Genomic DNA, 14,748 nt, shown 5'->3' on the forward strand with positions numbered 1-14,748 from the left:
ACCGCATGGCGCTCAAACTTACCAACTTCCGGCCCGTCGGCTTCGATGCCGCGCCCGACACAATCTGCGTAGGCGATGACGGTCTCGTTACCACCTCGGTACCGGCCGGGGCCGATGTCATAGATTGCAAAGGCGCCTATCTTTCGCCCGGCTGGTGCGACCTGCACGTCCATGTCTGGCACGGCGGCACGGATATTTCAGTGCGTGCTTCGGAAGCCGGACGGGCAACCGGGGTCACGGCGATGGCGGATGCCGGTTCTGCCGGGGAGGCGGCATTTCACGGCTTGCGCGAATATGTCATCGACGCCGAGCAGGAGACCATTCGCGCCTTCCTCAATATCGGGTCCATCGGTCTGGTTGCGTGCAACCGCGTCCCCGAGCTGATCGATATGCGCTCCATCGATGTCGACCGGACACTGGAGGTGGCGGAAGCCAACCGCGACGTGATTTGCGGCATCAAGGTTCGAGCGTCGGGCGTTATCGTCGGTGCGTGGGGCGTGACGCCAGCGAAGATTGCCAAGCGGGTTGCCGAAATTCTCCACCTGCCGCTGATGGTCCATGTCGGCGAGCCGCCACCGCTGATCGACGAAATCTTCGACATACTCAAGCCGGGCGACATCGTAACGCACTGCTTCAACGGCAAAAGAGCCGGCTCGATCGACGATACCGCTGCCCTGTTCCAGCAGGCCAAAAGGCTCGCTGAAGAGGGCGTGCGCATGGATATCGGCCACGGCCAGGCGTCGTTCAGTTTCGACACGGCACGCAATGCGATTGCCAATGGCCTGAGGCCCTGGTCCATCTCGACCGACCTGCATCTGCGCAACATCCATGGGCCGGTCCATGACCTTGCGACCACCATGTCGAAGCTGCTGGCAGTCGGCCTGCCGTTTGACGAAGTCGTCGCATCGGTAACGGACCGTCCGCGTTCAGTCCTCGGCCTGGGTGCGCGCGATGGTGCCTCGCCGGGCCGGAAGGCTGATTTCACGGTATTCGATCTGCAGGATGCCGGTATCGAGGCGGTCGACAGCCTGGGAAGCCGAATGACGCTGAGCCAGCTGTTTGAGCCGCGCATGACGGTAATCGGCGCATCGGCGATGGCCGCTGAACGGAGGAAAGGGTGAGCGAACCCGTTCTCCATGTGAGCGATCTTCGCGTCACGTTTCGAGCCAGAAACCGCGCGGTGACGGCGCTACGTGACGTTGCATTCACGCTCGATGCGGGGCGCACACTCGCGCTGGTGGGTGAAAGCGGCTCGGGCAAGTCGGTTTCATCGTTAGCGATCATGGGGCTTTTGCCGAAAAACGGGTCGGTGAGCGGCGGCTCAATCCGCTATCGCGGCTCGAGCGGGCGGGTGACCGAAATTACCGCCGCATCCGAGGATGAGATGCGCGCGCTGCGCGGTGCCGAGATCGCCATGATCTTTCAGGAACCGATGTCGTCGTTGAACCCGCTTTTCACCGTAGGCGACCAGATCGGCGAGATGCTGCTTCTGCACAGCGATCTCGATGCAGCGTCGAGGCGCAAGCGCGTGCTGGACATGCTGGAGCTTGTCGAGATTCCGGCTGCGGCATCGCGCATCGACAATTACCCCCACGAACTTTCCGGCGGCATGCGTCAGCGCGTGATGATCGCGCTCGCCATGGTTTGCAATCCCAAGCTGCTGATCGCGGACGAGCCGACCACGGCGCTCGACGTTACCATTCAGGCGCAGATACTCGACCTCATGCGCCGCTTGCAGAAAGAGCTGGGAATGTCGATCCTGTTCATCACCCACGACATGGGCGTTGTGGCCGAGATGGCCGACGACGTGGCCGTCATGTATGCGGGCGCGGTTGTCGAGCAGGCCGGGGCGCAGGAACTGTTTCATCGCCCGAGCCATCCCTACACCCGGGGACTGCTGCATTCGATCCCGAGGCCGGGCCGCGCGGAAGGTGTGCGTCTTCAGTCGATCCCCGGTATGGTACCTCCTTTGCACGCCATGCCAACGGGATGCGCTTTCGCGCCACGGTGCGCACGCGCGGACAACATTTGCGCCGGGCCCGTCGCACTCAGGGATTTCGCTGCCAATCATCGCGTAGCCTGTTTCCATGCCGAACATGGGGTGGCCGGTGTCTGAGCCTCTTCTCCAGATACGCGGCCTTTCCAAGCGCTTCGAAACGGCACGCGGGACCGTGCACGCGGTCAATGACGTCAGTTTCGACATCCCGCGCGGTTCGATTACCGGCCTTGTGGGAGAGAGCGGTTCCGGGAAGACGACGCTCGGACGTGCGCTTCTGCGCCTGACCGACCCCAGCGAAGGCCAGACCATCTTCGACGGCCAGGATTTGAACACCCTCAGCGCCGCCGGCCTGCGCAATGCACGCAAGCGCATGCAAATCATCTTCCAGGACCCGGTTTCCTCGCTCAATCCGCGGCTGCGTGTCGGCGACATCATCGCCGAGGGATTGCGCGCCCATCGCATCGGCACGCCGAGGTCGCGACGCGAGACGGTCGTGGCGCTTCTGGAGGAAGTCGGGCTGCAAGCGGATCACAGAAACCGCTTCCCGCACGAATTCTCGGGCGGGCAGCGGCAGCGAATCGGTATTGCCCGCGCGCTGGCGCTGGAGCCGGATTTCATCGTCGCCGATGAAAGTGTCTCGGCGCTGGACGTCTCTATCCAGGCGCAGGTTCTCAATCTGCTCCTGGATTTGCGCGAGCGACGCAATCTGACGATGCTGTTCATCGCGCATGATCTCTCCGTGGTGGAGTATCTGTGCGACCAGATCGTGGTTATGTATCTCGGCCGCGTGGTGGAGAGCGGTCCTTCGCGGCCGCTCTACAGCAACCCCGCGCACCCATACACGCGTGCACTGCTTTCAGCGGTTCCCGTGCCGGACCCGCAGCCGCTGCGGAGCCGAACCATTCTCAAGGGCGATATCCCGAGCCCTTTGGCACCTCCGTCGGGCTGTGTTTTCCGGACACGTTGTCCGCATGCGATCGATATCTGTGCGCAGGAGGCGCCAGAGCCCGTATCCGTGGGCCCAGCCCGTCAATGTTATTGCAAGAGAACAGAAGACCTTTATGTCCCAGCCTGACCTGAAACCCCGCGATACCGTACTTGCCAGACTGGCCCGCCTCGGCATCAAGCTTCCTCCGGCCGCTCCCGAACCGATCGGCGCATTCTGCAACGTCCGCAGGACGGGCCGCCTTGCATTCGTTTCGGGTCAGGGTCCGGTGGAGGCGGACGGCACGCTTTTGTGCGGAAAGGTCGGCCGCGATGTCACCGCCGAAGAAGCGCGCGATCATGCTCGGCTCGTTGCCGTCAATATTCTGGCTACGTTGCGCGACCATCTGGACGGGCTCGACAGCGTGTCCGGCGTGGTCAAACTTCTGGGACTTGTGAATGCGGCGTCCGATTTCGAACGGCACCCATTCGTTATCGACGGCGCATCGACGCTGCTGGCCGATGTTTTCGGGCCGGAGGGGGTCCATGCGCGTTCGGCGTTCGGCGTGGCGTCGCTTCCCAACAATATTACAGTTGAGATCGAGGCCGTCTTCGAACTCCGCGGCTGACTGGAAGGGACCCTCAATGAGACCGAACGACATGTGGGCCTGGCATGATGCCCAGGGGCTGAAGCGGTTGATCAACGTTTCGGGAACGATGACCAGCCTTGGCGGGTCGATCACATCGAAGGCCGTGCAGGAAGCTACAGCGGCTATCATGGGCGAGTTCGTCAACATGCATCAGCTGCAGGCACTTGCCAGCGCAGCGATTGCAGATCTGACGGGGGCGGAGGCGGGCTGCGTGACGGCATCGGCCAGCGCCGGCATGACACTCTCGATCGCCGGCTGCATGACCGGGATCGATCCGGGGCGGGTCGAGGCTTTGCCCCTCGAACCGGGAGACCGCAACGAGGTGGTTGTGCAACTCGGCCACATGTGTGGCTACGGCGCGCCGGTCTCACAGGCCGTGCAGCTTGCGGGTGCCTCAGTCCGTCCGGTCGGCCAGTCGACACATGCGATGGACTACCAGCTGGAGAGCGCGCTGACCGGCAATACCGCAGCGGCGCTATATGTCGTTTCGCATCACGTTGTTCACTACGGGCAGATTCCGTTCCGTCGCTTTGTCGAGATATGCAGGAGCGCGAATGTTCCCGTCATCGTCGATGCGGCTTCGGAATACGACCTGAAGGGCTTCATCGCCGGCGGCGCTGACCTCGCCATCTACTCGGGCCATAAATTTCTCGGCGGGCCGACGGCAGGGATTATCGCCGGCAGGCGGGAACTCGTCCGCGCAGCGTATTTGCAGAACATGGGCATTGGCCGTGGGATGAAGGTCGGCAAGGAGAGCATCGCGGGCGCTATCGCGGCACTGAGGCAATGGCAAAAGCGCGACCACGGCGCAATCCGGGCGCAGGAGCGCGCAGCGCTAGAGCTGTGGGCACGAGCGCTCTCCCCGATCGACGGTATTCAGCCGGTCATTGTGCCGGATCCGACGGGCAATCCGCTCGAGCGGCTGCAGGTGAATGTCGACGAAACCGCGTTCGGCGCGAGTGCGGCTACGCTCGCGCGCGCACTTGGCGAGATGGACCCGGCCATCGTTGTTCGCAATCACGAGGTGGAGCTGGGATATTTTCAGCTCGACCCCTGCAACCTCAAACCCGGCCAGGCAGAAATGGTGGCGGATTCCCTGGCCCGCGCTGTCCTTATTGCCGCCAAACTTGAGCCGCGCGAAGGCGACATGCACACCGCTCGCAATGGCGGGGTCGACAGTTATCTTGCCTGGCTGGCCAACGCCCCCTGAGGAAGGGGCGGGCTACGGACGGGCTCATGCTGCCCGTGCGGCCGAGACCGGCGTGTTCAGCCGAGAGAACGTGTAGAAACTGACCGTGGGGACGTCGTGTTGACATATCGATACGTATCAATTAGCTATTGATACGTATCGATGGAGATTTTGTGCGACAACGGCGCATCACGCAGAAGGAAGTGGCGCTCCACGCCGGGGTCGCTCAGGCGACCGTGTCGCTGGTGCTCAATGGCGGGCGCGACAAGGTGGCGGTCGAGACCGCTGAACGCATCGAAGCGGCCATTTCGGAGCTGGGCTATCAGCCAAACCGCTTTGCGCAGGCGCTGCGTACGCAGCGAACATATGTCATCGCGTGTATCGTCCCCGATCTAGCCAATCCCTTTTACCCATCGCTGGTGGTTGCGGTTCAGAAGGTGGCGCGCGAAGTTGGCTACGAGGTTGTCACGATTGACACCGAGGGCAGCGCAACCAACGAAAAGCAGGTGCTCCTGGCTGCCCAACATGGACGATACGACGGCATCGTCGGCGTTTTCTTCAATCTGACGGCCGAGGACATGGCGCCGCTAGGCAAGGCGGGCGTGCCGGTTGTGCGCATCGAGGTCAGCCGCAAGGCCGGCGGCCCGCTCCCAATAGACGATCTCTATATCGACAATCGCGCCGCTGCGCGGGCGGTCACCCGCTATCTGCTCGATATGGGGCACCGCAGGATTGCCATGATCGCAGCGCCAGGCGGACCGCAGGGTGTGCGCCTGGCCGGCTATCTCGACGCCATGACAGCGGCAGGGGCGGCACCCGATGTTCTCGAGGCAAGGAACTTCACCCTCGAGGCCGGACGCGACGCAACCGACGCGATGCTTGGCGCGCATTCGCGACCCACTGCCATAGTCGCGGCCAATGACCTGGTCGCGATCGGTGTGATCCAGAGCCTGACCGCGCATGGGCTTGGCGTTCCCGACGACGTCTCCGTGGTCGGCTTCGATGACATCATGGCGTCGGCGCTGGTGACGCCGGCGCTCACTACCGTCGCTCAGTTTCAGGACAAACTCGGGGCACGGGCCGCCGAAGTTCTCCTTGACCGCCTTGCCGACAGTTCGACCGGCCCGGGCAGGGCGGAGGAAATGCCATTCGAAATCATCGTGCGCGACTCGGTTGCGGCGCCATCAGCGGCAGCCGAGCGCGCTCCAAACAGGGGAGGATAAAAGATGATCAAGTGGAGACTGCTTGCAAGCACGGCGTTTCTTGCCGCGGTGACGCAAAACGCACTGGCGCAGGAGCGCGTAACCTGGTGGTACGAACAGGCGACGCCTGAACAGCAGGCCTTGATCGACCAGAACATCGTGCAGCCTTTCGAAGCCGGTTCACAATACGATCTGGTGATCGATTTCCGCGGCTCCGAACTCGACAAACAGCTGCGCGTTGCGATGCTGTCAGGCAGCGGGCCGGATATCGTCTATACGCCAGGCCCAAGCTACGTTGCGCCCATGGCGCAGTCGGGCCAGCTGCTGGCGCTGGACAAATATTCCGCTGAGTATGGCTGGGATGACCGCATTTTGCCCGTGTTTCTCGAAATGGGCCGGTATGACGGTAAGCTTTATGCGCTGCCGAAGACATACGAGACGCTCGGCCTTTATTACAACAAGTCGCTTTTCGCTGAACATGGCTGGCGGGAGCCGACCAGTCTCGATGAGCTTGAAGCGCTCGCCGACATGATGATCGAGTCGGGTATCACGCCCTTCGCCGCAGGCAATGCCGACTGGCGTGGCGCAAATGAGTGGTTTGTGTCGCTCGCACTCAATGCCGTGGCTGGCCCGGACAACATGCAGAAGGCTCTTACCGGCGAAATTGCCTGGACATCCGAGCCATTCCGCCTTGCCGTCGACCGGCTGAATTCCTGGTGGCAGAAAGGCTATTTCGGCCGCAACTACTTCTCGGTGCAGTCGGGCGAGCAGGCTTCCGACCTGATGACATCCGGCCAGGCTGGAATGATGCCGAGCGGCACATGGGCCTTCCACAACGTCTCCGTATATTCGAACAAGAACAGCGCCGAAGTCGGTTTCGTCGGGTTTCCGAGCGCGGAGGGCGCTCCGGTGTTTCCGCTGGGAGTGGGCTCAACGTTTTCCATCGCCGCTTCGTCGAAGAACACCGACGGCGCCGCAGCGGTGATCAACTACGTCTTTTCGCCGGCAGTGTACGGATCTCTGAATTCGGCCTGGCAAGGAGAGTGGAACATTCCGCTTCGCGACCTGTCCGAGGTTACGATGGCAGACAATGTGATGCCGCTTTTCACCCAGGCGATGAACCAGCTCGCGACTTCGGTGAATGAGGGGAACTACGGTTATACAACATGGACCTTCCTGCCGCCGGCGACCAACAGCTACCTGATCAACGGCATTGAGGAAGTCTGGCTGAACCGCGTCTCGACCGAGGACTACCTCGCTCAACTCGACCAAACCTTCCAGCAGGAGCTGGAGGAAGGCAAAGTTCCGGCAGTGCCGCAACGCTAGCTTCGCGCATCTGTGGGGCGCACCGCCTGGGGTGCGCCCCGCATTTCTCCCGCTGCCGTCGGAACTCGAGCCGTTCGACGGAGCTTGAAGGTCTTTTCATGCATCGCCTCTACGTTCTGCCAACGCTTCTGATCAATCTCGCGATTATCGCCATTCCCGCTGCGCTGACCGTTTTCCTGGCGTTCTTCAGGTGGGACGGTATCAGTGCGCCGGTGTTCGTCGGCCTCGAGAACTTCAGCAGGCTTTGGGGCGACCGCGTTTTCTGGACGGCTCTGACCAACAACATCATCTGGACGGCGATCTTCCTCACTGTTCCGATGGCGATGGGACTGCTCGCTGCAACCATGATGCTGGTGGCGCGCCGCGGCTCCAAATTTTTTCAGGTCATCTATTTTCTTCCGGTCATCATTGCGACCGCGATCACGGCCAGGGTCTGGCAGATCATGATCTACTCGCCGGTGACGGGTGTCGTGGGTCTGTTGCAGCGCACCGGTCTCGACTTCGGAAATCCGCTCGCCGAGACCTCATCGGCGTTGTACGGCATTGCAGTCGTCGACCTCTGGCATTGGTGGGGCTTCTTATGCGTCATCTTTTATGCCGCGCTCCGGCAGGTGCCGGCAGAGCAGATCGAAGCTGCGCGTGTCGAGGGCGCCACGTTCTTCCAGACCATCCGCTACGTGCTGCTGCCGGGTATTCGCCCCACCATCACGCTGATGATGATCATGACCGTCATCTGGTCGTTTCTGGTGTTCGATTTCGTCTACATACTCACCCAGGGCGGTCCGGCGTTTTCATCGGAGGTGCTTTCGACCTACGCCTACCGGTCGGCTTTCTATGATCTTGCTGTAGGGAAAGCGGCGGCGATTTCGGTCGTCATCAGCCTGTTCGGCCTGGCGGCCACGATTTTCTACATCCGCATTCAGGCCCGGGAGTTCGAGCAATGAGGATGTCGGAAAGCCGCGCCACGCTTGCGCTCGTCTACATCGCCCTTTCGGTGCTGCTGATCATCACGTTGTTCCCGATCGCACTGCTGATACTCAATTCGTTGAAGCCGTCGACGGAGATCGTGCAGAACCCACTTCTTCTGCCGAGCCAGATACGCTGGGACAATTTCACCCGCGCCTGGGAAGATGCGAATTTCGGCCGGACATTGCTCAATTCAGCCGTTCTGACCGGCCTGACCATAATCCTGGTCTGCTCGACCGGCTCCCTGACCGCCTATGTGCTGGCGCGCCGCAAGATCAAGACGTGGAAGATCATCACGTTCTATCTTCTGGCCACCACAACTGCGCCGATCCAGCTGTTTCTGTTCCCGCTCTATTTCGGCTTCGCCCGGCTGGGTCTGATCAACAATCCGGTTGCAGTGGCTTTCATCTACACCGCCGTCTATTCGCCCTTTGCGATCATGCTGCTGCGAACCTACTTCCTGGCCGTTCCGCGCGAACTGGAAGAAGCGGCGCTGATCGATGGCGCCACCCATTGGCAGGTGTTTCGCCGTGTCTACCTGCCGATCGTGTCGCCCGGCATTCTCACCGTCGCGCTGATCATCGGGCTTTATTCCTGGAACGAGTTTCTGATCGCAACGACATTCCTGCAGGGGCAGGAGCGGCTGACAGCGGTGGTTTCATTCTTCCTGCTGTCGGGACAGTACAGCTCCGACTGGGGGCAGATCATGGCTGCAGCTCTCATCATTATTCTTCCCGTCGTCGTTCTGTTCATTCTGCTGCAACGCCGCTTCATCGAAGGCATGGCGGGCGGCTCGGTGAAGGGCTGAAGGAGCACAAAGTGACAATCCCCCAAGACTATACCAACCGCGTTTATGCCGGCGTCCTCGGCAAGATGATCGGGGTCTATATCGGCCGCCCGTTTGAGAACTGGCGATATCGCGACATTCTCGAAAAGCTGGGGCCGATCACCTACTACGTGCACGAGCAGCTGGGTGACCCGCTTGTCGTTACGGATGATGACCTTGCCGGTACATTCACCTTTCCGAGGGCGCTGGATGACTATTGCTGTTCGCCTGATCTTCCGGCCGAAGATATCGGCCGCTCCTGGCTGAACTACATAATCGAGGAGCGGTCGATACTGTGGTGGGGAGGAGCGGGCAATTCGACCGAACATACGGCATGGCTCAACCTCGCACGCGGGATACCGGCGCCGAAATCGGGTTCGATCGAGGTGAACGGCAGAACGATGGCCGAGCAGATCGGAGCTCAGATATTTATCGACGGCTGGGCCCTGGTCTCTCCAGGCCAGCCAGCTCAGGCGGCCAAACTCGCGCGCGCCTCCGCCTCGGTCAGCCATGATGGCGAGGCGGTCAACGCAGCCGTGCTGTGGGCGGCCATGGAGGCCGAAGCATTCGTCAGCAGCGACGTGAACCACCTCATCGATACCGGACTATCCTTCATTCCCGACGATTGCCTGATCGCCAAGCTGATAACCGACGTCAGGTCATGGGCCGCGACCGACAATGACTGGGAAGCGACGCGCCAGAAGATCGAGGACAATTACGGCTACGACAAATATCCCGGCAATTGCCATGTGGTGCCCAATCATGCGCTGATGATCATGGCGATCCTGCATGCGCCGGACGATTTTCAGCGCGCACAGATGATCGTCAACACTTCCGGCTGGGACACCGACTGCAACGCAGGCAATGTAGGATGCCTGCAGGGTATCATGCTGGGGCTCGAGGGGCTGGAGGCAGGACCTGACTGGCGCGGCCCGGTCGCCGACCGTCTCTACATTTCGACGGCCGACGGGGGCCGTTCGGTTACCGACGCAGTGGAGGTTTCGTTGTGGCTGGCAGGTCTTGGCCGCAGGCTTGCCGGCGAAAAGCCCCAGGCGCCGGCGAAGGCGGGAGCGCGGTTTCACTTTTCGCTACCCGGTTCGGTACAGGGATTCCGTCCGCAAACGGGCCGCGCGGCGGTCGAGGATCTGCGCGTCTCGGGAACGGGCGAGGCTCTGGCTGTCGATTTTGCTGCCCTTGCGTCGGGCCGCGAAGCCGCCGTTACCTCACCGGTTTTCATGCCGCGCGACGTCACCCGCATGCGCACCTACGATCTGATGGCAAGTCCGCGGCTTCATGCGGGACAGAGGCTTTACGCGGTGGTGACCGCGGATGATGCCAACAGCGCAGCGGTGGAGGCGAGGCTGCGCATCCGGCATTACGATGAAAATGACGGGCTGGAAGACGTCGATATGCCGGACGCTATTTATCTTGCGCCCGGAAAATCCGCGAAACTGGAATGGACAGTGCCGGAGACCGGTTATCAGCCGATTGCGGAAACCGGGGTCGTTTTTACCGCCGCGCAGGGACGAAGCGATGGCCGCGTGCTGGTCGAAAAGCTCGGCTGGGACGGTTGTCCGGATGTGACCTTCAAGCGGCCCGGCGGCGCGGGCGACTTTTGGCGGCGGGCCTGGGTCAAAAATGCTCACATATTCTCACGCCACTTTCCGCAGGATTTCAGGATCAGCCAGAACCGGGGCGAGGGCCTGATCATGCAGGGTACGGCCGACTGGAAAGACTATGCCGTCGAGGCCGACCTGATGCTGCATCTCGGCGACCATGGCGGACTGGTCCTGCGCGGCAACGGGCAGCGCCGCTACTATGCCGCACGCCTGACACGGGCGGGTGAGTTGCAGATCGTCAGGCGCAAGGACGAGCAGGAGACCGTTCTGGCTTCCACTGCACTCGACATCGGGTTCGAGACGGCTTTCACCTTGGCCGCAACCGTGACGGGCGACTGCATCGCAGTCGCGGTCGGCGACACGAAACTGGAGGCGCGGGACGATAGCTACAGCGGAGGCGCCGTGGGCCTGATCGTGCACGAGGGGGCACTTTCGGCCACCCGCATTCGCGTCAAGCCGGCTTGAGGGGACAGTCCATGGCAGGCGTTACAATCCGAAAAGTCGCAAAGAACTACGGCAGCGTAGAGGTCATCCATGGCATCGACGCGGATATCGCCGATGGCGAGATGGTTGTGCTTGTGGGGCCGTCGGGCTGCGGCAAGTCCACGCTGCTGCGCATGATAGCAGGGCTTGAAAGTATCAGCGGCGGCACGATCTCGATCGGCGGAAAGATCGTCAACAGTCTGCCGCCGAAAGAGCGCGATGTGTCCATGGTGTTCCAGAACTATGCGCTTTATCCGCATATGACGGTGGAAGAGAACATGGCCTTTTCCCTCACCCTGGCGGGTGCCGGCAAGGAAGAAAAGGCACGCAAGGTTCATGAAGCCGCCGAGATACTCGGCCTGACGGCGCTGCTGAAACGCAAGCCGCGGGCATTGTCGGGCGGGCAGCGCCAGCGGGTTGCCATGGGGCGCTCCATCGTTCGCAATCCGCAAGTATTCCTCTTCGACGAACCGCTGTCGAACCTTGATGCAAAGCTGCGGGTGCAGATGCGCGGCGAAATCAAATCTCTGCATAGGCGCCTCGGGACCACGATGGTCTACGTCACCCATGATCAGGTCGAAGCCATGACGATGGCAGACCGCATCGTTGTCATGAACAATGGCGTGATCGAGCAGATTGGCGCGCCACTTGAAATTTACGACCGGCCGGCGAACGTTTTTGTCGCGCAGTTCATAGGCTCGCCGGCGATGAACCTGTTTCTGGCGCGTGTGCGATCCGGCGCTTTCGTTCTCGAAGACGGCCTTGCGACGGGTATCAGTGCGCCAGCCGGACTGGCCGAAGGGCACAAGGTCACGATCGGCATAAGGCCGGAGGAGATCGGGGTCACGGCCGATGGGCAGCTGGTTGGAACGGTGGAAAATATCGAACCCACCGGGTCCGAGACATTTGTGGAAATACGCTTCGGTGGACAAACGGTTTCGGTTGTACTGCGCGAGCGGCCGGCATTCGGCATCGGGGCGCAACAGGCTCTCGTCCTGGCCAAAGGCGCGGTGCATATATTCGATCGTGAGACCGGCGCCAGGCTGGATTGACGGTAGGGCGCCAATGCGACTGCGGCGTCTATCTGGCTGCCGATCCCCTCGACGAGGCGACAATAAGCCTTGCGCCGGCGGCGGCTATTGCCTGCGCGAGCTGATCATCGGGTGCATTGTCCGTTACGATGACATCGCATCTTTCGAGCGGGGCTATTCGCGACAGCGCCCGCCGGCCGAACTTGCTGGCATCGCATAACACAACGACCTGTCCGGCATTCTCCATGAAGGCCCGTTTGACCTCGGTATCTTCGGGCGAATAGTCGTAGAAACCGTCGGCATCCAGACCGGAGACGCCGACGAAGACGCGATCGAGGAAATGGCTTTTGATTGCCGCAACCGCCTGCGGACCGAATACCGAAAACTCAGGGCTGCGGATTTGCCCGGCGACCGTGTAGACGGTGCCATTGCCTTCCGCCAGCCGCATGGCGACGCGGAGGTTGTTCGTCAGAACCCGTATGTCGCGCCGTGCCGCAAGCACTTCCGCTAACGCGAGGACCGAGGTTCCGACGTCCAGCCCGATCGATTCGCTGGGCCCGACCAATGCGGCAGCTGTCCGCGCGATCCAGTTCTTCTGGTCCTCGTTGTCCCGGCGCCGCAGGTCAAACTCAGGCTCGACGCTATCGGTCACGCCCTGTGCCGTTCCCACCGCGACCGCACCGCCATGGGTGCGCTCCAGAAGCCCCCGCTGGTCCATGACCGTCAGGTCGCGCCGCACCGTCATTGTCGAGACGCCGAACTCCTCGGCAAGCTCGGCTATGGAGGCAAAACCCTTCCTGTCGAATATCGCCAATATTCGGGCCTGGCGCAAAGACGCCGGCAGCTTTTCACGCCCGGCGGCGTGCGGGCGTCGTAGTGTGACGTTGGTCTTTGGCAAGACCTTTTCCTTATTGTTCCCCGAATCCACCATTTATCGCACATGAATGGCGCGCATAGGAAGTTGGCCGTATGCGCGCGTTGGCTTCGCCCGCTGGCGGGTTCCTTTAGCCGTTGTGCTCTTGAAACCAGGGTCGCAGCTGTGTGTAGAGACCCCTGTATTTCAGATAGCCGCTTTCATAGGCAGCATGCGCTGCGGACGATGGCTCGATGCGGTCGCCATGCGGCGACAGGGTTGCCAGACCGCTCCAGTCGTCCACAAGGCGCGTACCGAACGCGGCGACGAATGCAGCTCCGAGAGAAGAGCCATAGTGGTTGTTCAGCAATTGCACAGGCTGGCCCAGAACATCGGCCATGATTTGCATCCATAGCCGGCTTTTGGTGCCTCCGTCAGAGGCGAAGAAACGTGTCGGCGCATAGCCGATTCCGTTCAGCACCTCGATATGATGTTTGAAGCCGTAGGCAACCGCTTCCAGCAATGCGCGCCAGACATGGCCGCGGCCGTGATTGAGCGAGAAGCCGACAAAGCTGCCGCGGGCAAGCGGGTCGTGAATCGGGGTCTTTTCGCCGAGGAAATAGGGCAGGCAGACGAGCCCGTCGGAACCGGCGGGAACGGCCGCGGCAAGTTCATCCATGCTTGCGTGAGGCCTGGAACCGGCCTCGTTGTGCGCAATCAGCGTTGTCATCCAATTAAGTGCAGACCCGGAGGCAACCATGCAGCCATTGGGAGCGTAAAGGCCCGGAACGAGATGGTAATCCAGATACAGCCTGTGGTCGGGCAGGGCGCGGTCCGATGCGACCACGATGTCACCCGCGCCGCCGAATTTGAGCAGAACATCGCCCGGCTTTACGATGCCGGCGCCGAGCGCGGAGACGATGTGGTCGGCGGCCCCTCCCATAACCGGCGTTCCTTCGGCGAGGCCGGTTTGTGCGGCAGCTTCGGCGTTCACATGGCCGATTATTTCATGCGAGACAGACCGCTGCGGCACTGCCTGACGCGGGACGCCGGCGAGCGCAACGAGGTCGTCGGCGATCGCGCCTTCGGCGAGATCAGTGAAACCGGCTTCGAGAGCCCAGTTCTGCTCGGCTGCCCGCACGCCGCAAAGCCGCATATTGATGTAGTCGTAAGAGCCGAAAACAGTTGCTATGCGCGCAAAAATTTCGGGTTCGTGGCGCGCGATCCATCGCAGCTTGGCTGCAACAAGCTGTTGGTTGATGCCGTTTCCGGTTCGCCTCAAAAATGCGTCTTCGTCGAGTTCCCGCCGAAGCTCCTCCACCTCGCGGCCGCAGCGGCCATCGCTTTGCTGAATGGAAGGGCGAAGTACGTTTTTTTCAGCGTCGAGCAGCACAACTGCCGGCAGCATGCCGGTCACGCAGATGCCCGCAATGCGCTGCGCATCGATATTGGATGTCAGTTCCCTGAGTATGGATTTGGCGTTTTCCCACCATTGCAGCGGGTCTTCTTCCGCCCAACCCGCGTGCCGTGACACCAGATCGACCGGCATGCTAGCCACTGCCAGAACTTCGTCGGGCATGCGCGCCGCAAGGCCGATGGTTGAAGTGGTGCCTATGTCGAGGCCAATGACGATGTCACGTGCGGTCAATGCTTCTATCCAAGTGATGCAGGGCGAGGGGC

At 61.6% G+C, this 14,748-nt stretch carries 13 protein-coding genes; 11 read left to right on the forward strand and 2 right to left on the reverse strand.

Annotated features, from left to right (window positions below):
* Positions 1-5: 5 nt before the first annotated feature.
* The 11 genes from EP165_RS13050 (at position 6) to EP165_RS13100 (ending at position 12,236) form a co-directional block, all read left to right on the forward strand.
* Entirely contained in the window at positions 6-1,121 is a 1,116-nt protein-coding gene (locus EP165_RS13050) for an amidohydrolase/deacetylase family metallohydrolase (RefSeq protein WP_127523248.1), read from the forward strand.
* Complete coding sequence (locus tag EP165_RS13055; protein WP_127523250.1) at positions 1,118-2,116, forward strand: ABC transporter ATP-binding protein; 999 nt, start codon at positions 1,118-1,120, stop codon at positions 2,114-2,116. Before EP165_RS13050 ends, EP165_RS13055 begins: the two co-directional genes overlap by 4 nt.
* The gene (locus EP165_RS13060) at positions 2,109-3,074 is read left to right on the forward strand and encodes an ABC transporter ATP-binding protein (RefSeq protein WP_245440131.1); all 966 of its coding nucleotides are present in this window, start codon (positions 2,109-2,111) and stop codon (positions 3,072-3,074) included. Before EP165_RS13055 ends, EP165_RS13060 begins: the two co-directional genes overlap by 8 nt.
* Positions 3,061-3,552 carry a RidA family protein gene (locus tag EP165_RS13065; RefSeq protein WP_127523251.1) on the forward strand — a complete coding sequence of 164 codons (492 nt, stop codon included), beginning with the start codon at positions 3,061-3,063 and terminating at the stop codon, positions 3,550-3,552. The genes EP165_RS13060 and EP165_RS13065 overlap by 14 nt, the downstream gene beginning before the upstream one ends.
* A 16-nt stretch (positions 3,553-3,568) precedes the next feature.
* Positions 3,569-4,783: an aminotransferase class V-fold PLP-dependent enzyme gene (locus EP165_RS13070; protein WP_127523252.1), complete on the forward strand. Its 1,215-nt coding sequence runs from the start codon at positions 3,569-3,571 to the stop codon at positions 4,781-4,783.
* Positions 4,784-4,935: 152 nt separating this feature from the next.
* Complete coding sequence (locus tag EP165_RS13075) at positions 4,936-5,985, forward strand: LacI family DNA-binding transcriptional regulator (protein WP_245440132.1); 1,050 nt, start codon at positions 4,936-4,938, stop codon at positions 5,983-5,985.
* Positions 5,986-5,988: 3 nt separating this feature from the next.
* Positions 5,989-7,290 (forward strand): ABC transporter substrate-binding protein, encoded by a 1,302-nt coding sequence (locus EP165_RS13080; RefSeq protein ID WP_127523254.1) that lies wholly within the window; start codon positions 5,989-5,991, stop codon positions 7,288-7,290.
* Positions 7,291-7,388: 98 nt separating this feature from the next.
* Complete coding sequence (locus EP165_RS13085) at positions 7,389-8,234, forward strand: carbohydrate ABC transporter permease (RefSeq protein ID WP_127523255.1); 846 nt, start codon at positions 7,389-7,391, stop codon at positions 8,232-8,234.
* Positions 8,231-9,064 (forward strand): carbohydrate ABC transporter permease, encoded by an 834-nt coding sequence (locus tag EP165_RS13090; RefSeq protein ID WP_127523256.1) that lies wholly within the window; start codon positions 8,231-8,233, stop codon positions 9,062-9,064. The genes EP165_RS13085 and EP165_RS13090 overlap by 4 nt, the downstream gene beginning before the upstream one ends.
* 11 nt (positions 9,065-9,075) lie before the next feature.
* The gene (locus EP165_RS13095; RefSeq protein ID WP_127523257.1) at positions 9,076-11,166 is read left to right on the forward strand and encodes an ADP-ribosylglycohydrolase family protein; all 2,091 of its coding nucleotides are present in this window, start codon (positions 9,076-9,078) and stop codon (positions 11,164-11,166) included.
* A gap of 11 nt (positions 11,167-11,177) precedes the next feature.
* Positions 11,178-12,236: an ABC transporter ATP-binding protein gene (locus tag EP165_RS13100; RefSeq protein WP_127523258.1), complete on the forward strand. Its 1,059-nt coding sequence runs from the start codon at positions 11,178-11,180 to the stop codon at positions 12,234-12,236.
* A gap of 28 nt (positions 12,237-12,264) precedes the next feature.
* On the opposite strand, the gene EP165_RS13105 is transcribed toward EP165_RS13100, so the two are convergent.
* Complete coding sequence (locus tag EP165_RS13105) at positions 12,265-13,113, reverse strand: DeoR/GlpR family DNA-binding transcription regulator (protein WP_245440133.1); 849 nt, start codon at positions 13,111-13,113, stop codon at positions 12,265-12,267.
* A gap of 106 nt (positions 13,114-13,219) precedes the next feature.
* A complete protein-coding gene (locus EP165_RS13110) occupies positions 13,220-14,716 on the reverse strand; it encodes an FGGY-family carbohydrate kinase (RefSeq protein WP_501981678.1) in 1,497 nt (498 codons plus the stop codon).
* Between the last annotated feature and the right edge of the window lie 32 nt (positions 14,717-14,748).

It is taken from the genome of Mesorhizobium sp. Z1-4 (assembly GCF_004000235.1).
In the GTDB taxonomy this organism is placed as follows: domain Bacteria; phylum Pseudomonadota; class Alphaproteobacteria; order Rhizobiales; family Rhizobiaceae; genus RCIO01.